At 46.0% G+C, this 21,245-nt stretch carries 22 protein-coding genes; 5 read left to right on the top strand and 17 right to left on the bottom strand.

The genetic code is table 11. The features are described 5' to 3' along the window. Positions 1–110: 110 nt before the first annotated feature. On the top strand, positions 111–1,043 hold the full coding sequence (locus IS446_RS04325; RefSeq protein ID WP_203058762.1) for a NifU family protein: 933 nt from the start codon (positions 111–113) through the stop codon (positions 1,041–1,043). Between the two features lie 63 nt (positions 1,044–1,106). Here the strand turns inward: IS446_RS04325 and IS446_RS04320 are convergent, their stop codons facing one another. Continuing rightward, on the bottom strand, positions 1,107–3,368 hold the full coding sequence (locus IS446_RS04320) for an inorganic phosphate transporter (protein ID WP_203058761.1): 2,262 nt from the start codon (positions 3,366–3,368) through the stop codon (positions 1,107–1,109). Between the two features lie 189 nt (positions 3,369–3,557). Here IS446_RS04320 and IS446_RS04315 point away from each other — a divergent pair, with 189 nt between their 5' ends. From IS446_RS04315 to IS446_RS04300, 4 genes are all read left to right on the top strand, one after another. Continuing rightward, positions 3,558–3,758, top strand: a complete 201-nt coding sequence (locus tag IS446_RS04315) for a dodecin family protein (protein WP_203058760.1) — start codon at positions 3,558–3,560, stop codon at positions 3,756–3,758. A 62-nt stretch (positions 3,759–3,820) separates the two neighbouring features. Beyond that, positions 3,821–5,857, top strand: a complete 2,037-nt coding sequence (locus IS446_RS04310) for a thioredoxin domain-containing protein (RefSeq protein WP_203058759.1) — start codon at positions 3,821–3,823, stop codon at positions 5,855–5,857. 78 nt (positions 5,858–5,935) lie between these two features. Continuing rightward, entirely contained in the window at positions 5,936–6,778 is an 843-nt protein-coding gene (locus IS446_RS04305; protein WP_203058758.1) for a mechanosensitive ion channel family protein, read from the top strand. 77 nt (positions 6,779–6,855) lie between these two features. After that, positions 6,856–7,668 (top strand): mechanosensitive ion channel family protein, encoded by an 813-nt coding sequence (locus tag IS446_RS04300; RefSeq protein ID WP_203058757.1) that lies wholly within the window; start codon positions 6,856–6,858, stop codon positions 7,666–7,668. A gap of 91 nt (positions 7,669–7,759) precedes the next feature. Here IS446_RS04300 and tsaB read toward each other — a convergent pair whose 3' ends face one another. The 16 genes from tsaB to IS446_RS04220 form a co-directional block, all read right to left on the bottom strand. Beyond that, positions 7,760–8,434 carry a tRNA (adenosine(37)-N6)-threonylcarbamoyltransferase complex dimerization subunit type 1 TsaB gene (tsaB, locus tag IS446_RS04295; RefSeq protein WP_203058756.1) on the bottom strand — a complete coding sequence of 225 codons (675 nt, stop codon included), beginning with the start codon at positions 8,432–8,434 and terminating at the stop codon, positions 7,760–7,762. Positions 8,435–8,455: 21 nt separating this feature from the next. Continuing rightward, positions 8,456–9,832 carry a TolC family protein gene (locus tag IS446_RS04290; protein ID WP_203058755.1) on the bottom strand — a complete coding sequence of 459 codons (1,377 nt, stop codon included), beginning with the start codon at positions 9,830–9,832 and terminating at the stop codon, positions 8,456–8,458. 12 nt (positions 9,833–9,844) lie between these two features. After that, on the bottom strand, positions 9,845–10,969 hold the full coding sequence (locus IS446_RS04285) for an efflux RND transporter periplasmic adaptor subunit (protein WP_203058754.1): 1,125 nt from the start codon (positions 10,967–10,969) through the stop codon (positions 9,845–9,847). A 13-nt stretch (positions 10,970–10,982) separates the two neighbouring features. After that, a complete protein-coding gene (locus IS446_RS04280) occupies positions 10,983–12,239 on the bottom strand; it encodes an ABC transporter permease (protein WP_203058753.1) in 1,257 nt (418 codons plus the stop codon). A gap of 1 nt (position 12,240) precedes the next feature. Then, complete coding sequence (locus IS446_RS04275) at positions 12,241–13,470, bottom strand: ABC transporter permease (RefSeq protein WP_203058752.1); 1,230 nt, start codon at positions 13,468–13,470, stop codon at positions 12,241–12,243. After that, entirely contained in the window at positions 13,463–14,164 is a 702-nt protein-coding gene (locus IS446_RS04270; protein ID WP_203058751.1) for an ABC transporter ATP-binding protein, read from the bottom strand. The genes IS446_RS04275 and IS446_RS04270 overlap by 8 nt, the downstream gene beginning before the upstream one ends. Positions 14,165–14,312: 148 nt before the next feature. Continuing rightward, on the bottom strand, positions 14,313–14,528 hold the full coding sequence (locus IS446_RS04265) for a hypothetical protein (protein ID WP_203058750.1): 216 nt from the start codon (positions 14,526–14,528) through the stop codon (positions 14,313–14,315). Between the two features lie 12 nt (positions 14,529–14,540). Next, positions 14,541–15,077 (bottom strand): DUF420 domain-containing protein, encoded by a 537-nt coding sequence (locus IS446_RS04260; RefSeq protein WP_203058749.1) that lies wholly within the window; start codon positions 15,075–15,077, stop codon positions 14,541–14,543. A gap of 1 nt (position 15,078) precedes the next feature. Beyond that, a complete protein-coding gene (locus tag IS446_RS04255; protein ID WP_203058748.1) occupies positions 15,079–15,759 on the bottom strand; it encodes an SCO family protein in 681 nt (226 codons plus the stop codon). A 3-nt stretch (positions 15,760–15,762) separates the two neighbouring features. Next, positions 15,763–16,413: a hypothetical protein gene (locus tag IS446_RS04250; RefSeq protein WP_203058747.1), complete on the bottom strand. Its 651-nt coding sequence runs from the start codon at positions 16,411–16,413 to the stop codon at positions 15,763–15,765. Positions 16,414–16,491: 78 nt separating this feature from the next. Continuing rightward, a complete protein-coding gene (locus tag IS446_RS04245) occupies positions 16,492–16,839 on the bottom strand; it encodes a cytochrome C oxidase subunit IV family protein (RefSeq protein WP_203058746.1) in 348 nt (115 codons plus the stop codon). A 16-nt stretch (positions 16,840–16,855) separates the two neighbouring features. Further along, on the bottom strand, positions 16,856–17,833 hold the full coding sequence (locus tag IS446_RS04240) for a cytochrome c oxidase subunit 3 (RefSeq protein ID WP_203058745.1): 978 nt from the start codon (positions 17,831–17,833) through the stop codon (positions 16,856–16,858). Positions 17,834–17,886: 53 nt separating this feature from the next. Further along, a complete protein-coding gene (locus IS446_RS04235) occupies positions 17,887–18,468 on the bottom strand; it encodes a cytochrome c oxidase subunit 3 (RefSeq protein ID WP_203058744.1) in 582 nt (193 codons plus the stop codon). A 4-nt stretch (positions 18,469–18,472) separates the two neighbouring features. After that, complete coding sequence (gene cyoE / locus IS446_RS04230) at positions 18,473–19,375, bottom strand: heme o synthase (protein ID WP_203058743.1); 903 nt, start codon at positions 19,373–19,375, stop codon at positions 18,473–18,475. Between the two features lie 246 nt (positions 19,376–19,621). After that, positions 19,622–20,398, bottom strand: a complete 777-nt coding sequence (locus tag IS446_RS04225) for an energy transducer TonB (protein WP_203058742.1) — start codon at positions 20,396–20,398, stop codon at positions 19,622–19,624. Positions 20,399–20,496: 98 nt separating this feature from the next. Next, entirely contained in the window at positions 20,497–21,210 is a 714-nt protein-coding gene (locus IS446_RS04220; protein WP_203058741.1) for an energy transducer TonB, read from the bottom strand. Between the last annotated feature and the right edge of the window lie 35 nt (positions 21,211–21,245).

Here is a 21,245-nt window from a genome sequence, read left to right as displayed (position 1 = left end):
TGAATTCATTACAGACTTGCCTCTAAGTGTGATGGTCGCCGGTCATAAGACCTCTTAACCCTGTGTGCTATTCGATTGTGTTTTTGTATTTTTGCGCTAAAATTGTGACTATGACAAAGGTTGAGATCCAGATCAAGCCTACCAACAGGCCTTCTATAGTAAAATTTGAAGCCAATAAATTTATTTCGAGAGACAGGAATTACGAATTCCGCAATGTCGACGAAGCGGCTGTGAGTCCGCTGGCTAAGCAGTTATTCTATCTGCCGTTTACCAAAACCGTATACATCTCGGGTAACTTTATCGCCATCGAGCGTTTTGATATTGTCGAGTGGCCCGATGTTCAGGAAGAGGTTGCCGAGCAGATCGAAAACTACCTCAATTCGGGAGAACCGGTGATCGTTGATACAGATAACACCCAGGATAAAAAAGTACCGGTTACCATTTATGCCGAAAGCACCCCAAACCCGGCAGCGATGAAATTCGTTGCCAATAAGAAACTGGTACTGGCGCCCTACGAATTCAAGAATATCGAAGAGGCTAAACCTTCGCCCTTGGCAACAGGACTCTTCCACTTCCCATTCGTAAAAGAGGTATTCATTGACGAAAACTACGTATCGGTGATCAAATACGATATTGCCGAGTGGAACGACATCACGATGGAACTGAGAGAATTCCTGAGATCGTTCATAGAGGAAGGAAAAGATATTGTGACCGTAGAAGCTATAAGCAAGCAACCGGGAGGTCAGCCGGCAGCAGGTGCTGCCAAGGCCAACCCTGCTAAACCGGACCTGTCCCATCTCAGCGAAACTTCACAGCAGATCGTGGCTATCCTTGACGAATATGTGAAACCGGCTGTGGCCAGCGATGGTGGGAATATTATGTTCGACTCTTACGACGAAGAAGCAAAAACCGTAAAAGTGATCCTGCAAGGGGCATGTAGCGGATGCCCTTCGTCTACCTTTACCCTGAAGAACGGGATCGAGACCATGTTGAAGAACATGCTTCACGATAAGGTAAATGAAGTGATCGCTATTAACGGGTAAGCAAGCCTTAAAGCATAAAAAAAACCGCGCCATGAGCGCGGTTTTTTTATGTAGTGCGTGTACTTATTTGATCTTAGCGTATTTCACATTGAACTCGCTAAACAAGCTCAGCAGATTTACGGTTCCGATAATGAGGTCTTTGGTCTCCAAAAGTAAACTGAAGTACAGTTTGGTGTTCTTCGGACTCGTTTCTGTGCTTCGAATGCGGCTTACCTGCTTTTCAATAAGTGCAGAAACCTCATCGAGCAAGGCGTGGTGATCTGTTACGATCTCACTGATATTCTCAAAGCTGTTATTGTCAAAATCGGCCTTAACCCGATCAAAAAGTTCCTGTAGACGATCGTCAATACGCTTCAGGTCGCGTATCTGGTTGAACTTCAGGTTGCGGTGGTTGTTATTTACGTGGTTGTATGAATACTTACTGATATAGCCAATAGACTGGATCATATCCTGAAGGTAATCGAGTATGAGAATATGGAACTTACTGGCAGCTACCGAATTTTCATCCAGGGATTTGATAAAATAGAACACCTCACCTTTCAGGTTATCCACCTCATCTTCAAGTGCCCCAAGTTTCTTTTTACTTTTTTTAAGCTTCTTAAGATCCTGGAGTCCCAGGTTGTCTATGGTGTCCGAATAGATACTATTTATTCCGCCTATAACACTGGATATATTCCCGGAACTCTCAGTGATCAATTCATTGATCGTGATCAGGGAGGTACGGTCTTTTTTCTCTTCCAGTGCTCGTTTCTTTTCAGCACGGCGATGTGCCAGGAAGCTTCGCACCAATAATACTGCCGCAAGAGCAAGAAGGGCAATAAGCGCATACAGCCCTCCAAAATAGATACAGGTAGCGAAGATGGCAGCTGCACTAAAAGCGACCAGGGCAGTAATAAACCAACCACCGATCACATTGAACACCCCGGCTACCCTGTATACAGCACTCTCTCTTCCCCAAGCCTTGTCAGCCAAAGAGGTACCCATGGCCACCATAAATGACACATAGGTAGTAGACAGGGGTAATTTCATATTGGTGGCTATCGAGATCAGGATACTGGCCACCATAAGATTCACAGCAGCACGAACCATATCGAAGGCAGGCTCTTCCTTACTTTTCTTCTTCTCTTCAAATGGTTGCTTAAAGTTTTCGTCAATGGCCGTCTTTATCTTATTAGGCATGACCAAAAGCAGAGCAGCGTTAAGGTTCACCGAAGCCCTAACGATGATACGGGAAAGGAAATTAGGATTAAATTTTTCCGAACCATCTCCACTTCGGGCGAGGTTGATCTCTGTATACATCACGGCACGTGCCTTTTTAGACAGCCACAGGGTAACCACCATAACGATCCCTGCAAACACCAGCAGGTAAGTCGGGGTTTCTACCTTTCCGGCCAGCGAATCCATGGCGTACTCCGAGGGCAATACGCCCGTTGCCTCGTAGGAAGCGTGCCACAGCTCATACGACTGGAAGGCTGCAATAGGCACCCCGATAAAGTTTACCAGGTCGTTCCCCGCAAAAGCAAGCGCCAGGGCAAAGGTCCCGATAAGGATGATCACCTTGAGCAAATTCACCTTGGTGTAATTTACCAGGAATTGGGAGAGCAGGCCGAAGACCACAAAACTACCCAACAGGATCACCCATTGATTTTCCGTAACCAGTTTGAGGAAAGATGCAGGGATAATGCTAATCCCCTTGATCCCTTTAATAAGTATAAAATACGTAATGGCACTAATGGCGATCCCGCCAAAAATACCACCAACCCATTTCAGGCGTCTTTCATAGTGAAAGGAAAACAGCATCCGGGATAACCATTGTACAATCGCACCTATAGTAAAGGCAATGGCTACAGACAGGAGTATTCCCAAAATGATCTCGGTAGCTTTGGCACCGTTAATATAATCGCCCAGTTCCAGCATGCTGCCATCGGCACTGAGGATCTTGATCATCGAAACAGCAACCGCTGCTCCCAGCAACTCGAATACGATAGAAACCGTAGTAGAGGTAGGCAGAGCCAGAGAATTGAACAGGTCCAGCAATAAGATATCGGTGATCATGACCGATATAAAAATGATCATGATCTCATCAAAATAGAACCGGGAAGGATCAAATATCCCTTTACGTGCCACTTCCATGAGTCCGCTGGAAAAGATCGCTCCCACAGCAACCCCAATACTGGCAATGATTAAAATAGTTCGGAGGGTAGCCGCATTTGAACCTACGGCTGAATTCAGGAAATTTACTGCATCATTGCTAACCCCTACGACCAGATCGGTAATAGCCAATACGAACAGGGCTACCAACATGAAGATATATAATTGTTCCATAAAAAATATTTGGCTAACTGTAAATGTGGTACATCTTTGAACAACACCCGTTATCTAAGCGTTAAAAATAGATTAACTCTATATTTATCCGATATGTTACCTATTGATTACCAGCTATTTACAATGTCTTCCCGAAGGAATTTATTATCTTTATTCTATAAATTTAAGTAAAATTTAAAACGTAGAATTATGTCTCTATTAAAAGTAATCGAACTCCTCGCTGAATCTGATAAAAGCTGGGAAGATGCCGCCGACAAAGCTGTTCAAAAAGCTTCCGAAACCGTAGATAATATCAGATCTGTGTATATTAACGAGCAAAGTGCCACTGTAAAAGACGGTAAGATCTCATCCTATCGCGTGAATGTTAAGATCACCTTTGGCATTAAATAATTGCACCCCGCAAAAATGACCGATCAACGTCCTTCTAGCGAGGACGTTTTTTTTATGAACTTATGGGAAACGAATTACACAAGGAAAACAGTCCGTACCTCCAGCAACACGCAGAAAACCCGGTACATTGGAAGGCCTGGAACGAAGACACCCTGGCATTGGCCAGGAAGGAGAACAAACCCCTGCTCATTAGCGTAGGCTACGCTGCCTGCCATTGGTGCCATGTCATGGAGAAAGAAAGTTTTGAAGACCCGCAAGTGGCTGCGGTCATGAACAGGTATTTTATAAACATCAAGGTCGATCGCGAAGAGCGGCCCGATATCGACCAGCTCTATATGTCGGCCGTACAGATCATGACCGGGAATGGCGGCTGGCCCATGAATGTAGTGGCATTACCGGACGGAAGGCCTTTCTGGGGAGGTACCTATTTTAAAAAGCAACAATGGCTCTCTACCCTGAAGCAATTGGGAGAGCTCTATCATAGTGACCTTCCAAAAGTTGAAGAATACGCCGAAAAACTTACCGAAGGACTTCAGATCGTGAACATGGTGCCTCCGGCAGAAGACAAAAGCCTGCCCAATGCAACCGCTATTTCAGAGGCCGTAGCGCATTGGAGCACCTATATGGACCCGGTATACGGGGGAAGAAAGGGTGCCCCCAAGTTCATGATGCCGGTTAACCTCAATTTCCTGCTTCAATACGCTACCCTTACCGGCGACCGGGAAACAGAAGATCATTTTAAAACCACCCTTGACCATATGCTAAGAGGGGGCATCTACGACCAGCTTGGGGGCGGATTCGCCAGGTACTCTACCGACGAACGCTGGCATGTGCCCCACTTCGAAATGATGCTTTACGACAATGCCCAGCTACTCACCACCTATGCCCTGGCCTGGCGCAAATACAAAGATCCGGATCACCTGGAAGCCATTCATGGTATATACAATTTTATAACCCGGGAGCTGCAGGGCGAAAAAGGTGAATTTTACTCCAGCCTCGATGCCGACAGTCTCAATGATGAAGGCAAGATGGAAGAAGGGGCGTATTACACATGGACCAAGGCAGAACTTGAGGAGATCCTTGGAGATGATTTCAACCTCTTTGCACGTGCCTATCACATCGATGCCAGAGGGCATTGGGAAGAAGGGCGTTATGTACTGCTAAAAACTTCTGCCACCGAAGAACTGATGAAGGATCACGGGATAGATCGGGCAAGGTTGAACAACACCCTGGAAGCCTGTAAAAATAAATTACTGGAGGTTCGCAAGAAACGGCAGTCGCCCGGCCTTGATGATAAATGCCTTACCTCGTGGAATGCCCTTACCATAACCGGTATGACCCATGCCTATCTCGCCACCGGAGAAACCAAATTTCTCGAAACAGCCCTGAAAAACCTGGCCTTTATCGAGCAGGTCATGACCCAATCCGACGGAGGGGTAATCCACAACTATCGCAGAGGTACCCGCGGTACGATCGAGGGATTCCTCGAAGACTACGCCTTTCTTATCGAAGCGTATATCAACCTCTATCAGGCCGGATGCGGCGATGCATACCTGCTCAAAGCACGGGGATTCACCAATTATGTGATCGATAATTTCTACGATCCGGAAAACGGAATGTTTCGATTTACCTCCATACGCACCACCCAACTGGTGAGTACCCCTATCGAAAAAAGCGACAATGTGACCCCTGCTTCCAATTCGGCCATGGCTCATAACCTGTTCCTCCTGGCTGCCTTGTTCGGAAACACCGGCTACCGCAATATTTGCGATGAAATGCTTAGACGCATGAAGGGAGACCTCAGCGCTTATGCATACAGCCACGCCAATTGGCTGAGCCTCGCCCTGCGGTATACTCACCCTTTCTACGAGGTGGCTATTAGCGGAAGCAATGCTGTACAAGAGGCAAGAAAACTGCAAACAGACTACCTGCCCAATGTGCTCGTGGCCCCTGCAGAGCAACCGGGGAATATTCCGCTGCTTCGCGATCGCCATCAATCCGGAAAGACGCTTTTCTATGTTTGCCGCGACCGGCAATGCAACCTTCCGGTGAACAACCTTGAGGCCTGTAAAGCCCAATTAGGACCCCATTCACCATAACGACCAAATGAATCATTTGAAAGTTATTATGTATTTTTCCTTTAATGGATTTCTTAATTTTAAGAAAAATAAATAACCATGCAAGACACATCAACCAACACCAAACAATGGATCGATACTGCCATCAATTATGCAGCTCAATTCGACCTGGTAGACATGCTCATCAAAGTAGGGGCCGCCATTGCCCTTTGGATCATCGGCTTCTGGCTGATCAGAAAGCTTGTTAGGGGAGTTGAATTCATCATGGATAAAAGGGAGTACGACCTCTCCCTGAAACTCTTTTTAAAGAACCTGCTCTCCTGGGCTCTGAAAATACTTCTCATCCTGGCAATTCTCGGCACCATGGGAGTAGAGACCACCTCTTTTGCTGCCATCATCGCTTCGGCCGGTTTAGCGGTGGGTCTGGCCTTACAGGGATCGCTGGCCAATTTTGCAGGTGGCGTACTCATTCTCATATTCAAACCCTTCAAAGTAGGTGATTTTATCGAAGCTCAGGGGGTTATGGGTACCGTGAAAGAAATAGGCATCATCAACACCAAGATGAACACCTTCGGAAATCAGTTGGCTGTAGTGCCCAATGGAAAACTCGCCAATGAGAATATCATTAATTACAGCGCAGAAAACACCCGAAGAGAAAGTCTGACCATAGGGATCAGCTACGATTCGGACATTCGAAAGGCCAAGCATATTCTTCTGGATATTGCCACCAATTTTGATAAAGTACTCAAGGACCCTGAACCACAGGTCATGGTTGCAGAACTGGGCGACAGTTCGGTGAATCTTTACCTGCGGTATTGGGCTACCAATGCCGATTTCTGGGACTGCCGATGGTATATTATGGAGGAGCTGAAAATGCGATTTGACGCTGAAGGCATCGAGATCCCTTATCCGCACCAGGTAGAGATCCACAAGCAGGCATAAAGCGATCCTCCCCCTTGTCTGATCCCCGACGACTTACTGTGCTAAGGTTTTCATTAACCTTTTAAAACACCGTTAGCATGGAATTAGATAAATGGATAGACAAGGGATTGGACTTTATTGTTTTTTACGGTCCAAAGGTCATTGGCGCCATTCTCATATGGCTCGTAGGATCATGGCTTATTTCCCGTCTTGTAAAAGTGGTCAAACACCTTATGGAGAAACGGGACTACGATATAAGTCTCACCAAATTTCTCCTGAACTTTTTAAAATACGGACTCAAGATCCTTTTGGTGATCGTAGTGTTGGGCACGCTCGGGGTGAGTACCGCATCGTTTGCCGCCGTGATCGCTGCAGCCGGTCTTGCTGTTGGTCTGGCATTACAGGGTTCCTTATCGAACTTTGCAGGCGGTATCCTGCTCATGATCTTTAAACCCGTCAAGGTGGGCGACCTTGTCGAAGCACAAGGCGAATTGGGAGTAGTAGAAGAAATACAGATCTTTAATACCATTCTCAACTCACCGGACAATAAGACCATTGTGATCCCGAACGGGGCACTTTCTAACGGAAACATCGTAAACTACACCAGAAAAGGACAGCTTCGGGTAGATCTCGTTATGGGGGTAGACTACGCTTCCGACCTTCAAAAGACCAAGGAAGTACTTATGGAAGCGATCACCTCGCATCCGAAGACCCTAAAAGACCCGGCCCCGACAGTAGCGGTTTCGGAGCTGGCAGACTCCTCGGTAAATTTCGTGGTAAGGCCATGGGCCAACGCCGAAGATTACTGGGATGTGCGATTTGGGTGTGTGGAACGCTGTAAGAACGCCCTCGATGCTGCAGGCATCGAGATCCCATTTCCTCACCAGGTGGAGATACACAAGCAGGGATAAGGCTTTTTACGCCCTTTCAACTTATAAAAAAACCCGCCTTGAGCGGGTTTTTATTATGAACATGAATTACCGGAGAGCAAACCGGTGATCCTTATTTCTTCATCCTGGTCACCACGAAGTCTTTCAAATAAAAAGGCTCAAAGTAAGCCACATCTTCAAACTTCTCCTGTTGGTAATACGCCTCTGCCAGCACGGCCATCTCTTTAGCAGAAGGCAGGGTAACCGAATCTATAAAACAGGCATTGGGATGGGTAATAACCTCCTTGCATTTCTCATTGGCGTTCCCGACAAAATACAGCTTACCCCTTTCCAACTCTTCTGCAAATGAATCGGAATCAATGACCTCTGCACGGGTATCTCTCACCTGCCGGCCTTCAGCATCGAATACGGCCGAATACACTTCCATACGTCTGGCATCGAGCATGGCCACGGTGTGACCGTCTTCCTGCATATACTGCTTGCTGAGCACCTCCAGGGTAGCAAGGGCGATCAAGGGAATATCCCCGGCAAAACAAAGACCTTTGGCAGCAGATACACCTATGCGCAGTCCGGTATATGACCCCGGCCCCATACTTACCGCTATGGCATCGAGGTCGTTATAACCCATATCCAGAGCTTCCATGCCCTCACGTATAAAACGATGCAGGTTCTCTGCATGCGAATACCCCTGCTCGGCTATTTCGCGCAAAAAAGCCACCTCCCCGTTCCTGCTAATGCTTACGGAACAATTGGTGGTGGCTGTTTCTAAATTTAATATGGTGGCCATACATTGAATTTAGTTGCAAAATTACAACTCATCCAGAGGCACCCCAAAATAAAATTCCAATACTTTCAAATTGAAGATGTAATTATACTTGGAACGTATGAGCTCTGCCTCGGCATTGTCCAGTCTGGCCTGGGCCTGACTAAAATCAAAACTGTTCATAAGTCCCACATCATAACGCTCTTTGGCGTACTGGTAGGCCAGGCGTCGTGCCTCAACCGTTTTGGTAGCGGCCTCATACGATTTAAAGGCTCCGTTAACATCGGCATAGGCCTGGTTCACATTGGCTTCCAGGTCAAGCTTGTCATTCTCGAACTGCAATCTCTGACGCTCCAGGGCGATCCTTCTTCTCTTGATATTGTTCTTTACGGTAAACCCATTCAGAATAGGGATATTCAATCCGATCCCATAGGTGATCCCGTCATTGAGCCAGAGCTGATCTACAAAGGGAATGGTCGACAGCGGAATAACAGGACGGCCGGTCTCATCCCTTACATAATCAATAGAACTGTAACGGGTATTGTAGTTCATGCTGGCTCCAAGGGTAGGATACCTTGCCCCTTTCGCGATCTCCAGGTCCTTTTGAGCAAGCTCTACATTGAGCTCTGATGCCTTGATGTTGTTGATCACATCCAGCGATTTGGTAAAGATATCTTTCGCAGAATAATCCAGGATATCCGATTGTGGGATCATATATCCTTCATCGAGCACATCGAAATTCTCATAATCGGTGATCTGCAGCAATTGCGCCAGGTTAATGCGGGCAATGTAAACATTGTTCTCTGCATTAATGATCTGTTGCTCCTGGGTAGCCGCTGTAGACTGGATCTCCAACAGGTCACCTTCGGGCAGCACTCCATTAGCCACGAGCTCTTCGGTACGCTTCAAGTCCTGTTCGGTAGCGCGGTACTGGGCTCTGAAGGTATTCAGGGTTTCACGGTTGGCCAGCACGTTGAGATAGGCATTGGCTACAGACAATCTGATATCATCTTTCATCCCCTCCAGGCGATAACGTGCAGAAAGCGCACTCAGTTTGGCCCGGTTAAGCTGCTTGAAATTTCGGAGTCCGTCAAAGATCAAGAGCTGAGAAGTCAAGCCGCCACTCATGGTTACAATATTCTCAGAAACCGTGGTATTCGATATCGGATCGATGGTAAGACCTCTACTGAATCCCACATTGGTATTGGCATTAAACGAAGGAATGAAATTTCCGATCGCATCACTCTTGTCAAGCTCTGCCGTTTCCAGGTCCAGCTCGAACTGTTGCACGGTGATGTTATTCTCGATCGCGTATTCCACGCATTCCCTCAGACTCCATTTCTTTTGCTGCGCGAAGGAAGTTTGCATCCCTACAAGGCACAGGAAAAGAACAGACAGCTTCAGGCTATTTTTAATTTTCATATTCATCATGGATTAGGCGTCGTTTTCAGTATTTTCTTCAATAGGCTCCAGCTTATTCCAGATCTTGATCTTATCATTCTCCTCAAGTCCGGATAAGATCTCTACATTGATCCCGTCTGAAATACCCAATTCTACCTTTCTCTTTTCGAATTCCTGCTCTCCTATCAGGATCTCAACATAAGGCTCTTCCGAATCCTTCTCGAACTGCAGCAAGGCTTCTTTAATAGCCAGCACATCTTCTTTCCTGTCGAGTTCTATCGAGGCATTGGCACTATAACCCGCTCTGATAAAAGAGCTGATACTATCCAGGGCCACATCACCTTCGACCTTGAATTGAACCGCTCCCTGATCTTCGATACCTTTAGGTGCAACGAACTTCAGGTCGGCCTTAAGCGTCTCCTCCTGGAGGGCACCAAGACTGATCTCCAATGGCATACCCAGCTTCAGTTTCCCTACCTCGGCCTCGTCTACCTTCCCTTCGAAGATCATACGATTCATATCGGCAATGGTAGCAATGGTCGTACCATCGTTAAAGTTATTGGCCTGGATCACCTGGAATCCTTCTTCTACCGGAATTTCGAGGATGGTCCCTGAAATGGTCGCGCGGATATTAGTATTCGCTGTTGCTGAACCTCCTGCAGAACCGCTACTGATGATCTGGTAATCGACCTTGGCATTCTTAAGTTCTTGTTGTGCCTGGTTGTAACGCAGTTCGATATCAAGGAAGTCCTGGTTGGCTACCACCCCTCTTTCGAAAAGGGTCTTGTTTCTTTCGTATTCGATCTTGGCATTTCTCAAGGCGATCTCGGCATTGCTCACACGGCCACGGGCACTCATCAAGGACTGCTCGTTAGGAACTACCTTAATTATCGCGATAAGGTCGCCGGATTTGATCTTGTCTCCTTCTTCTACAAGGATCTTATCAATGATCCCGGAGATCTGCGGCTTGATAAGCACCTCTTCTTTCGGGATCACCTTCCCTGTTGCTACTACTTTATTGATAATGGTCTCCTTGGTGGGAGAAGTGGTCTTAAAAGTAACAGGAGGGGCACTGTTCGATTTAATGATCCAGGCTGCGGCACCTAATACCGCTACGATCAAAACAGCGATCAATGAAAACTTTAAATACTTGTTCATAGGTTTAAATAGTTTATTCTTCTCTTAATGCTTCTATTGGTTTTATTTTAATTGCGCGGTTGGCCGGTATTAATCCGATCAACAGGCTGAGACCGACCATCAGTGCAAAAAGCACTGTGACCTGTACGATACTTACTGTAGGGTTCTTAAATGGAAAATCTTCCCCATCACCGAACTGGACGTTGAGCACATAAAGCAGTCCCGTCGAGATCACGAAACCAACAAGCCCTGCGAATACCGTAAGTACGATAGACTCCATCAGGATCTGGGTCTTGATGATCCTGGGTGTTGCTCCCAGCGCCCTGCGCACCCCGATCTCTTTGGTTCTCTCCTTAACGGTAATAAGAAGGATGTTACTCACCGCAATAACACCGGCGATCAAACTGAACAATCCTATAAAAAAGGAAAATCCTTGCAGCACAAATGTAAATGCGCTAATGCCCTGAAAGATCTGTGAAAAATCAAAGGATCCTATCGCTCTGGGGTCATCCGGGTGAACGGAGTATTTTCTTTTTAAGATGGTTTTGATCTTTCTTTCGGCGGTGGCTACCGATGCATTGCTCTTTACCATAATGGCCATCCAGCCGATCTTATCTCCTGTATTAAAGGCCCTGCTAAAGGTGGAGAAAGGGAGGAAGACAGAATTTTCACCTTCAAAATTTATATTGTCGTTTCGCTTGTAAACTCCGACCACCATGAAGTAGATCCCGTTTACCTGAATAAACTCTCCTACTGCTTTCTCGCCCTTATCGAATAAGAGCTGATAGGTATCGAGACCGATCACACAAACCTTTCGCGCTTCATCGAGATCACTTTGGTTGATAAAGCGTCCTTCTACCATTCGCTTTTTAGACACCCTATCGATAGAAGGATAATCGCCGTATACACTTGAACCACTCGTGCGCCCTTCACGGGTAACGGTTACTGTTCCACGGAAATTACCGAGCTGGGTTCTTGGTGAGATCAATTCGATCTCGGGAACCTGTTTGGTAAGGAGCTCGGCATCGTCAAGGGTAAACTCAATTCTCCTACCCTTATCGAATCCTTTGTAGGGCATAGAGGTTTGCTGGCTCCAAAGGAACATACTATTGGTGGCCGTTCCTGCAAATATCTTTGCAAATCCGTTAGATAACCCGGTAGTAGCGCCCAACAATAAGATCAGGATGAGAACGGCAAAAATTACGCCCAGGGTGGTAAGAAAGGTACGCAGCATGTTCTTGCTTAGCGTAGCCATCACCTCGTCCCATAAGTCTTTATCGAATATTTTCATCTTAGTCTGCTCTTAATGCTTCAATTGGTTTCACTTTTGCCGCTTTGATCGCCGGAACCAGTCCTGCGATCAACCCTGCCACGATGAGCACTACGGTAGCTGTAACTACAGTGACAATATCTACAGATGGATTTGAAAAGGCCTCCGTATCAATAAAAGGCGATATCGCCGTAATGATCCCCATGGCGAAGATCATACCGGCAAAACCGGCAATGGTGGTAATGAATACAGATTCCAGCAACACCAATTTGATCACATCAAAAGGTTTTGCTCCCAGAGCCTTTCTCACTCCGATCTCCTTGGTGCGTTCCTTAATTATAAAGATCAGGATATTACCTATCCCCACGATCCCGGCAATAAGCACCAAAAATCCAACGGCGATACTTATGAGGTTAAGCACTGTAGTAAAATCGGTTACCCGTGCAAATCCCTCTGCGTAATTTCTAACGTATATGGCTCCCTGATCGTCTGGATCAATGACCTTTCGACGCTTCATAACGATCTCCAGAACATCAGAGAAATTGATCGCCTCGGCAAAGGTGAATTCCGGATTATAGGTAAGCGCCAATTGATCGACCTGATCGGTATTCCCGTAAACCCTTTGCATGGTGGAAATCGGAGCATAGAACTTGTTCTCTTCACGCTCATTACCATCGTCAGAGAACAAACCGATGATCCGGTATGCCAATCCGTTCAGAATAACCTGTTTCCCCAGGGGGTCTTCGTCTTTGAACAATTCCTTGGCGATAACCTTTCCCATAACGACCACCTTTAAGGTGTTCGCCATATCGTTCTGGTTGATATACCTCCCGGCATAGATCTCGGTCTTTTCGATATAAAGATGATCGGGAGTTACTCCGGTAATACTGTAGTTTCCGGTTTCATTGCCGTAAGAGGCATTCACCGAATTGGAAAATCGCGGCGAGATATATTCATAAGAATCCTCGAACGTACCTTTTATAAAGGTAACATCGTCATTGTCTAACCTGATACGCCTGCCGGCTTCGAAACCGCCGTAAGGCTTTTTGGTCGTTGAGGGAAATATAAAGATCGAGTTGGTTGCATCGTCTCCGAACTGCTTAATAAATCCGTTCTCCATTCCCTTTACGGAAGCGAGTAAGATCACCAGAATAAAGATCCCCCAGGCTACCGAGAACCCTGTAAGAAAGGTTCTGAGCTTGTTACTCTTTATACTGTGAAAGATTTCACCCCAGAGATCCCTGCTAAACATTGGCCTCTACTCTTTGCTGTTCAACTACCTCGTCACTTACAATAACCCCATCTTTAAGATGAACGATACGTTTACACATATGGGCAATATCCTCTTCGTGGGTAACCACGAGAATGGTTCTTCCTTCATCATTGATCTTTTGGATCAAAGCCATCACCTCATGAGAGGTCACACTATCCAGGGCTCCAGTGGGCTCATCGGCCAGGAGTACCTTAGGCTCTGCAGCCATGGCACGGGCAATGGCCACACGTTGCTTCTGACCACCCGAAAGCTCGTTAGGAAGATGCTCTACCCAGGGCTTCAAACCAACAGAATCAAGGTAGGCAATAGCGCGTTCTTTGCGTTCTTTTCGGCCCACGCCCTGATAATACAATGGCAGAGATACGTTTTCCCAGGCCGTTTTATAGTTGATAAGATTGAATGACTGAAAGATGAAACCGAGAAACTTATTGCGATAATTGGCCGCCTTGGTCTCATTGAGGTCCTTGATCAGGACGTTGTCAAGGTGATAAGAGCCCTCGTCGTAACCATCGAGCATTCCCAGAATATTCAAAAGGGTAGATTTCCCGGAACCGGAAGAACCCATAATGGCTACCAGCTCTCCTTCTTTAACAGAAAAATTTATCCCTTTTAATACATGCAGGGAAGTGCTACCTGTACGATAGGACTTGTGAAGATCTTTGATCTCAATCATGATGGTTAGTATTTTGTCACCCCGACATTTGCACGAGGTTATGTCTTGCCTTATTGCATAAGGCGTTCATCATGTAAGACTATTCAAAGGGCGATCTGTTACAGAATATTTATTAAGGTTATGTTAAAATGCTAAAACCCGGCTTCAACTACTTCATCTTTCTATAAATAAAGTAACCTACAGCTCCAATAAGCACATAGGGCACCGCCATGAGATAGATGATCCCGTCATTAAGGCCTTTGGCAGCCTCCTGATCGGCACCACTTTCCAGCACAGCGCGACACATAGCGCATTGACCAAACGCCTGTTCCGGCAAGCATACCACAAACAGAAGCAACAATAAGAGTAATCCCTTTTTCTTCATAACCCGTTACGATCAATATTGGTAATACGGAGCGATCATCAGGTACACCACCACTCCGGTTACGGCCACGTACAACCAGATAGGAAAGGTTACCTTGGCGATCTTCTTATGTTTGTCGAATCTTTCGGCCAGGGCTTTCACAAAGGTGATAAGCACCAATGGGATCACACCAACAGACAAAAGGATATGACTTATAAGTAGGAAGTAGTAGATATACTTTATGGCGCCCTCCCCTCCGAAAGGTGTCGGATCTGAGGTCATATGATAGGCCACATACATCACGAGGAAAGCCAGAGATAACCCGATACAAGCCTTCATAAGTTTCTCATGAGTCTTCAGGTTCCCCTTCTTCACAGCTACGACCGCCATGACCAGCAAGACAGCCGTCAGCGCATTTACAGATGCATATACCGGTGGCAAAAAGCTCAAAGGCTCCACATTAGGAATACGCACCCTGAATAGCACGGCTACGGCCACCGGGATCACTACAGAGAGTATCCAGATGTATTTGTTGTATTTCTTTTCTAAAGCGTTCTGTGTTCCTTTCATTTTACTTGTTTAAAAGGGTTGCAATATCCATAGCAATAAGCTCTGTACCTTCATTCGTGGTACCGTCGTAATACACAATGGGGTTGCCAAACTGGTCGGCACGAGAACGTATACGTCCTTCCTTGTCTATAAGGGCAAACATTCCGGAATGTTCAAATCCGCCTTCCACTTCAGGGTTAATCCCCGCATAAAGGTTAAAACCGGTATTTGACAGCTTCATCACCGCATCGAGATCCCCGGTAAGCAAATGCCAGTTAGGATGCGTGATCCCGTAGGTCTCTGTATAGGCCTTAAGCACTTCGGGAGTATCATTCATCGGATTGATACTAAAGGAGGCTACCCCAAAATCGTTTCTATCCTTGAACTTCCGTTGCAGTTTGAGCATATTCCCGGTCATTACCGGACAGATGGTCGGGCAGGTCGTAAAAAAGAATTCAATAACATATACCTTACCTTCATAATCGGCATTGGTAATGGTTTCCCCATCCTGGTCGGTAAAACTAAATTCAGGCACCTTTCCTATGGTGAGCAGTTCTTCTTCAGCTACCGTGGGCATGCCTACACTATGCCTGTCACTATCGACCACATTACCGGAGGTAAGCCTGTTGTAGATATCGGGGATAAAGATCACTCCGAAAACCAGGATAACGAGTCCGAGCCATATATATTTCTTATTCATCATGACTTACTTCTTTTTCAAAATAGCGTCCCGTCCACCGGTTGCATTGTTGTTCTTTTTAAGTGATAAGCGGTACTCGGCAAGGATCACCTTGACATCGTCGACCATCTTATTGTTGATCACCGCCACAGAGGTAGCATCATAGCCGTACAATGGCAGATCATTATCGTCTTGTTCGCGTCCTCTCAACCTACTTTCTTTGTCTACAATAAACACCAGGTCCGTTCCCAGGTCGGCATTAAGACTATGAATGGTCCCTAGACTGTTAAAAACTGTAGTGATCTCATCTTCCGGAAGGGTTACGAAGTTCCAGTTACCGATGTCTGTCAATTTCTCCAGTTCGAGCTTTAGGTCGGCCACCTTATCTTCTGTTCCCGGAGGTATGAGCATCACGAACTGCAGATCGTCAAAACCGTTAAAACGTTTATAGATCTTCTGATTAAGGTTAAGGGCGTTGGTCATTTTTTGATCGATATCCCTTCCCGGGAACCCGAGAATAGTGATCTTACCATCAAATTGCACCGCACCCGATGCAGGAGCGGTCACCCCTTCATGCATAACCGATAATTTTCCAAAATTATTCACCCCGGAAGCGAAGAACATATAAGCCAGGATGGGTAACACGAAAAGTATTCCAAGTACCAGGTATTTTTTCATGGAGCACATGCTTTTTAGTGGGTACAAAAATAAAAAAAGACGGTTGAAAAACCGTCTTTTATTCTGTGTTTGTATCGCTTAGAAGTCCCAGCTTACAAAGCCATCTGCATAAACATCGTGGATGTAATTTCCTTCGACAAGCAGAATAAAGGCCAGGTAAGGGATAAGGATAAGCAATGGCAATACAATAGACCATCTGAAACTACCCTTTTCTCCTTCGAGGTGCATGAACGCCCAGGCAATATAATACGCCTTAACGATGGTAAGGATAATAAAGATCCAGTTCAGGATCTTCATCCCTAAAATGGGAGCCATGGTCCATTCCGGCTTTACAATACCAAAAGCAACTTCTACTATTGTTACTACAGACAGGATAACAAATACTGTCCAGATTCTTTTTGTGTTTGATTCGTGTGCGTGTGCCATTTTATAATAGAGTGTTTTAAACCAGATAGAAGAATGTAAATACAAATACCCAAACAAGGTCTACAAAGTGCCAGTAGAGACCAACTTTCTCTACCATCTCGTAGTGACCTCTTCGCTCATAAGTACCAAGGATCACGTTAAAGAAGATAATGATGTTAAGCACTACCCCTGAGAATACGTGGAATCCGTGGAAACCTGTAATGAAGAAGAAGAAATCGGCGAACAGTCTGTTCCCGTATTCGTTGTGAACAAGATTTGCCCCTTCTACTACCATAACGGCTTGCTTCAGGCGCTCTGCCGATGCTTCTCTTGAAAGAACGGTCTTTTTACCCTCTTCGTTGAGACGCTCGGTACGCACGACAATATTCTTATTAGCCTCAAATCCGGCCAATACACTTTCCAAACTATGCTCAGTAAGGCTACCTTCATCTTCGAACCACAATCCGTTCTTATTTTCGTGAGCAACTCGCTCAGAAGGCACATCAACTGCAAACTCTGAAAGGGCGATACGCTCATTGGTAGAAGCGTCAACGAATTGAAGAATTCTTCCTGACTTAAGTTCTACTGCTCCGTACTCCCCTTTAATGAAGTTCTTCCACTCCCAGGCCTGTGATCCAACGAACACCAGACCACCGATAATGGTAAGCAACATATACCAGGCTACCTTGTTCTTGTTACCTTGATGTCCTGCATCTACGGCGAACACCATGGTTACCGAAGAAAAGATCAGTATAAAGGTCATCAGGGCCACGTAATACATAGGAGCATCTACTCCATGCAAGAACGGGAAGTGAGTAAACACCTCATCGGCAATGGGCCAGGTTTCAATAAATTTAAATCGCGAAAATCCATAAGCAGCGAGGAACCCGGAAAAGGTAAGGGCATCCGATACGATGAAGAACCACATCATCATTTTTCCATAGCTCGCTCTGAGAGGTTCATTCCCTCCGCTCCATACTTTTTGATCAGTAGCTGTGTTAGCAGTAGCTTCCATTATTGTTTTTTAAGAAATCCAGTTAAAAAATTGGTCAAATTTAAGATTTTTATTTATCTAAAGAAATAGAAAAAGAAAATGAGGTAAACCCAGAGAAAATCGAGGAAGTGCCAAAAGGTAGCGCCTAGCTCGAAACCAAGCATTTGGGAGGGATTATATTTTCCTTTAAAATTTTTAAAGATCACTACTAAAAGCACCAGGATCCCCGCAATTACGTGAACAACGTGCGAGAAAACAATGGCATACAGAAAGGAGGTGGTCACCGTACTCTCCATCCCGGTAAAATAATATCCGGCGTCGATAACTTCACCGAAACCAACGAACTGCAGCACCACAAAAGCAAGTCCCAGCGCCAGGGTGATCCCCAGAAGCACATTCGACTTTTGTCGCTCTTCCTTTTTGATGGCCTTGCCGGCCAGATGAAAAGTAAGACTGCTCAGCACAATAGCGGCAGTACTGTAAAAGAAGGCGGCAGGTATCTGGAAGTCTTGCAGCCAGTCCGGACGCGACTTACTCACCACGTATGCAGAGGTGAGTCCGGCGAACATCATCGCAATACTGATCATTCCAAACCAAAGCATCATTTTTTTGGCTCTGGCGTTCTTCTCTTGAAAATTTCCTTGGGTAAGGTCCATGTATCTATAAGAATTTATCGGCTACGTAAACGATCTGCATCAGGGTAATATAGCTTACACTTGCAAGCATGAGCTGTCGGGCAGAACGATTATCGCGTTTACTAAAGAGTTTAAAGGCAAAAAGCAGCATCCCTAATCCCAACAAGGCCACTATTCCCGCTGCAACAGGACTAAGGGTAAGATCACCGGTGAGGCCGGTAACCGGGAATACAGAAGCCAGGATCATCCAGAAGGTGTACATAATGATCTGGATAATGGTGGCCGTATCTTTTTTGTTCATGGGGAGCATCTTGAACCCGGCGCGCCTGTAGTCGTCGTCCAGAAACCAGCCGATGGCCCAAAAATGAGGAAACTGCCAAAAGAACTGTATCATAAAAAGTGTCCCCGGTTCGATCCCGAAGTTATTAGTGGCAGCCACCCAACCTAACATAAAAGGGATGGCGCCCGGGAAGGCTCCGACAAAAACCGCCAGGGGCGTTCTTGTCTTCAGGGGTGTATACACACAGACATACATAAAAATGGAGAATCCACCGAACATGGCTGTTTTCGGATTCACCACGTACAAGGTAAGCACACCCAAAATGGTGAAGGTCGTAGCAATGGTCAGGGCCGTGGTAGACGACATACGCCCTGAAGGCACGGGTCTCCTACGGGTGCGTTTCATCAGGGCATCGAGGTCCTTCTCAATAACCTGGTTGTACGCATTAGAAGCCCCTACCATAAAATAACCACCAACCGCCAGAAGGAGTATCACAAGTGGGTCCAGCCTGTCGGCTCCCAGCATATACCCTGCTATAGACGAAAAAACTACGCTAAAAGCGAGTCCTGCCTTGGTTAGCTGCTTAAAATCGCTAAAACTTAAGGGTAAAACCCTTGATTTAGCTACGGTATTCACTGCGGTCTTCATCTATTCTCTCTAAAAATCGGGTGGCAAAGATAACGTTCAAAAGTGTACAATGCAACGGATCAGGCGTTTTAACATCCTGTGCGAAATTAAATTACGCTTACGACAGACAGATTACATTAATCGGTACACACCTCTTCCCAAACAATTCATGAGCACACCGAACAACACCACACCCCCAACCACTTAATTACCTGACATAAAAAAACGGGCATACCGCCCGTTTTTAAATATGTTTCATCTCAAGGATCACTGCACATCAAAAATAATAGGCTTCATAAAAACCACCTTTACAGGCTGTGATCCCTGCCTACCGGGAGCGATCCTCGGAAACTTACCTACGAGGCTTCTAACCTCGCGCTCGAGCACGGCATGCGGGGCACGTACCTCTACATTGGTGATCATACCATCGGTATTGATGGTAAACTTAAGATAGATACGCTGCCTCCCTGTTAACCCGTGATCGGCAGCAATATTCGTATCAAAATACTTTTGAATATACCGGTTCATCTGTTCATTCATACACGAGATGAGTTCGGGATTACTCATGTTCACATCGCATCCCGGAAAAACGGGGGCAAACTCCACCACATTGACATGAATAGGCTCGAGTTCCGGCTCTACATCGGGCACATCGCCCACCTCTAATTCCGGTGCGTCCGTTTCTGTGGGAGCCACAGCACTCTCTTTGGTCTTACTGGTGTTTTCAACCACCTTGAACACCTCCGGTTCTACAACCTTGACCACTTGTTTCTCCACAGCCGGCTCCGGCACTTCTTCCTCCTCGGCAGTGACCTCCCCAATGGTATACTCCACGATCTCTTCGGGGAGCGAAGTGACCGCCGGCGGACTAGCCGCAGATACTTCGAATGACAGCTGTAAGCCGCCATACACGAACATCAGCACTAATAATAAGGCTACCTGGAACCGTAAGAAGCCATTTTTTGGTAAATTAACATCGTGCTTTCTTAGCTTGGAACCCACCCCATTGCCGTGGGATGGTGTTCCGGTTTTCACTGATCTCATAAATTATTGTTTTTGTTAATGAAATCATAAAACACAAGAAGCATACCAAAAAAAAGCCCGGACTCACGTCCGGGCTTTTCTATATATCTGAAATACTGTTAGTTCAACTTAAATACAATAGGGTAAGCGAAGGTTACAGGAGTTGGTTTCCCTCTTTGCTTTCCTGGGATCAGCTTAGGCAAGCTGTTAATGATCCTTTTAGCCTCTTCATCCAGAGACTTATCGGGAGCACGTGTATTAAGAATGGTGATCGTACCATCTTTATTAATACGGAAGTTTACATAAACCCTACCTTGAATACCCATTTCCTGAGCGATCTCCGGATAGCGGAATGTCTTTCTTACGTGCTTATCAAGGTTTTCTTTGAAACATTGGAACTGTTGGTTCTTAGGAACATTTTTACAAGCCGGGAACATTGGCTTATCTTCAATAACCGTAAATGGAACGTCTACAGCGATCTCTTCTTCAACCTCTACGATCTCCTCAACCTCAACGATCTCTTCTTCCTGGTCGGTTTCAGTAGACTCGATAATGGTTTCTTCCACTTCAGCCTCATCTTCAACTACCTCGATCACTTCGGGAGCTGCCGGTGGTGGTGGCGGTGGTGGTGGCGTATTGAGTTGCTCGGTAATTGGAACTTCCTCATCTAAGAGTTCATCAACGTCCATTGAATATTCGAACTTCTCTTGTTTTTCGTAGGTTTTCCACTCGATCGCCTGCCAGGTAATGAACAGTACCAGCGCCAGACCGATCGCGAAGTAAAGCCCGCTATTTCTCGTCAGATCCGCTTTTGGATTCTTTTTCGGTTCCATAGGTTTCGTTTGTTTATGTTCGCTAATTTAATTAT

The sequence above is a fragment of the Robertkochia sediminum genome (assembly GCF_016786255.1).
GTDB lineage: Bacteria > Bacteroidota > Bacteroidia > Flavobacteriales > Flavobacteriaceae > Robertkochia > Robertkochia sediminum.
This window is presented reverse-complemented; position numbering and strand designations above follow the sequence as displayed.

What these genes read in the sequence shown, in the direction of transcription:
- IS446_RS04290 (WP_203058755.1), bottom strand. Translation starts at nt 9,832, where the DNA reads ATGAAAATTAAAAATAGCCTGAAGCTGTCTGTTCTTTTCCTGTGCCTT.
- IS446_RS04305 (WP_203058758.1), top strand. Translation starts at nt 5,936, where the DNA reads ATGCAAGACACATCAACCAACACCAAACAATGGATCGATACTGCCATC.
- IS446_RS04270 (WP_203058751.1), bottom strand. Translation starts at nt 14,164, where the DNA reads ATGATTGAGATCAAAGATCTTCACAAGTCCTATCGTACAGGTAGCACT.
- IS446_RS04275 (WP_203058752.1), bottom strand. Translation starts at nt 13,470, where the DNA reads ATGTTTAGCAGGGATCTCTGGGGTGAAATCTTTCACAGTATAAAGAGT.
- IS446_RS04235 (WP_203058744.1), bottom strand. Translation starts at nt 18,468, where the DNA reads ATGGACCTTACCCAAGGAAATTTTCAAGAGAAGAACGCCAGAGCCAAA.
- tsaB (WP_203058756.1), bottom strand. Translation starts at nt 8,434, where the DNA reads ATGGCCACCATATTAAATTTAGAAACAGCCACCACCAATTGTTCCGTA.
- IS446_RS04220 (WP_203058741.1), bottom strand. Translation starts at nt 21,210, where the DNA reads ATGGAACCGAAAAAGAATCCAAAAGCGGATCTGACGAGAAATAGCGGG.
- IS446_RS04285 (WP_203058754.1), bottom strand. Translation starts at nt 10,969, where the DNA reads ATGAACAAGTATTTAAAGTTTTCATTGATCGCTGTTTTGATCGTAGCG.
- cyoE (WP_203058743.1), bottom strand. Translation starts at nt 19,375, where the DNA reads ATGAAGACCGCAGTGAATACCGTAGCTAAATCAAGGGTTTTACCCTTA.
- IS446_RS04325 (WP_203058762.1), top strand. Translation starts at nt 111, where the DNA reads ATGACAAAGGTTGAGATCCAGATCAAGCCTACCAACAGGCCTTCTATA.
- IS446_RS04300 (WP_203058757.1), top strand. Translation starts at nt 6,856, where the DNA reads ATGGAATTAGATAAATGGATAGACAAGGGATTGGACTTTATTGTTTTT.
- IS446_RS04240 (WP_203058745.1), bottom strand. Translation starts at nt 17,833, where the DNA reads ATGGAAGCTACTGCTAACACAGCTACTGATCAAAAAGTATGGAGCGGA.
- IS446_RS04225 (WP_203058742.1), bottom strand. Translation starts at nt 20,398, where the DNA reads ATGAGATCAGTGAAAACCGGAACACCATCCCACGGCAATGGGGTGGGT.
- IS446_RS04250 (WP_203058747.1), bottom strand. Translation starts at nt 16,413, where the DNA reads ATGAAAAAATACCTGGTACTTGGAATACTTTTCGTGTTACCCATCCTG.
- IS446_RS04260 (WP_203058749.1), bottom strand. Translation starts at nt 15,077, where the DNA reads ATGAAAGGAACACAGAACGCTTTAGAAAAGAAATACAACAAATACATC.
- IS446_RS04280 (WP_203058753.1), bottom strand. Translation starts at nt 12,239, where the DNA reads ATGAAAATATTCGATAAAGACTTATGGGACGAGGTGATGGCTACGCTA.
- IS446_RS04310 (WP_203058759.1), top strand. Translation starts at nt 3,821, where the DNA reads ATGGGAAACGAATTACACAAGGAAAACAGTCCGTACCTCCAGCAACAC.
- IS446_RS04315 (WP_203058760.1), top strand. Translation starts at nt 3,558, where the DNA reads ATGTCTCTATTAAAAGTAATCGAACTCCTCGCTGAATCTGATAAAAGC.
- IS446_RS04255 (WP_203058748.1), bottom strand. Translation starts at nt 15,759, where the DNA reads ATGATGAATAAGAAATATATATGGCTCGGACTCGTTATCCTGGTTTTC.
- IS446_RS04245 (WP_203058746.1), bottom strand. Translation starts at nt 16,839, where the DNA reads ATGGCACACGCACACGAATCAAACACAAAAAGAATCTGGACAGTATTT.
- IS446_RS04265 (WP_203058750.1), bottom strand. Translation starts at nt 14,528, where the DNA reads ATGAAGAAAAAGGGATTACTCTTATTGTTGCTTCTGTTTGTGGTATGC.
- IS446_RS04320 (WP_203058761.1), bottom strand. Translation starts at nt 3,368, where the DNA reads ATGGAACAATTATATATCTTCATGTTGGTAGCCCTGTTCGTATTGGCT.